The organism is Streptococcus mitis, from assembly GCF_001579035.1.
Taxonomy (GTDB): domain Bacteria; phylum Bacillota; class Bacilli; order Lactobacillales; family Streptococcaceae; genus Streptococcus; species Streptococcus mitis_J.
In genome coordinates this window covers 1-814 of record NZ_KQ970307.1, presented here as the reverse complement: position 1 = coordinate 814, position 814 = coordinate 1, and the positions used below count along the sequence as shown (strand labels likewise).

Here is an 814-nt window from a genome sequence, read left to right as displayed (position 1 = left end):
GTTGATGGGGGAAAAATTTGCGCAATTTCAAAGAGCAAGTCATCCGAGATCTTATCCTCATTTTCAGAGAAAATTCGACCCAGCCCCTCACTCTCATAACAAAAACCAAAGGATTTACCAGACAGATTAAGTCGAATAAAAGGCTTATTTTCTAGAGTGAAACTAGGTTCAGCATTGTAGAGGTTCAGTTCCTGACTAAGTTCTAAAAAATAATCCGTCGCTGCTTCAGGACTCTTTTTCTGGTAGAGTTCTGCAAAGTAAGCATTGACCACACTAGGCGGAGGAGTGATCAGTGACAACTGCTCCTGCTCTGTCTTACCAGCTAGAAGTTGATCCAGATAGACCTTGTCTAGACTTGTATAACCCCCATATTTTAGAGCCAACGTTTTAATATCAGTCATAAAATTCCTCTAACCTCCATTTATTTTTCTCGGAAATGTAGCCTGTAATCACTTCACCGTCATCCTGATAATCGCGTTCTTCCAGAATTGCAACACTCTCTAAATCATGAATCTTGTAGGACTTTGAGACAGGCACGCGCAGGGTAAAGGATTCAAAAATATCCTTGATTTTCTCTAAAAACAAAGCCTGTAAGTTCTCACGACTATCCTCAGACTTGGCAGAAATGAGGGCGTAGGGCGTTTGGGTAGGCGTAAAATCTTCCACCAAATCCGCTTTATTATAAAGGGTCAGGCGAGGAATATCCTCCATATCCAAGTCTTTCATGATAGACAAGACTGTTTTTTCATGCTCTTCGTGGTAAGGATTGCTGGCATCGATAACATGAACCAGAAGGTCCACATGCTTGCTTTCT

Annotated in this window: 2 pseudogenes; both read right to left on the bottom strand. The window is 41.4% G+C overall.

Annotation, left to right across the window (positions count from 1 at the left end):
• Window positions 1-401 (bottom strand): annotated as a pseudogene (locus SMIDD26_RS10815) (cystathionine beta-lyase); the annotation flags it as partial.
• A pseudogene (locus SMIDD26_RS10810) lies at window positions 394-814 on the bottom strand (GTPase HflX); the annotation flags it as partial. The pseudogenes SMIDD26_RS10810 and SMIDD26_RS10815, both read right to left, overlap by 8 nt.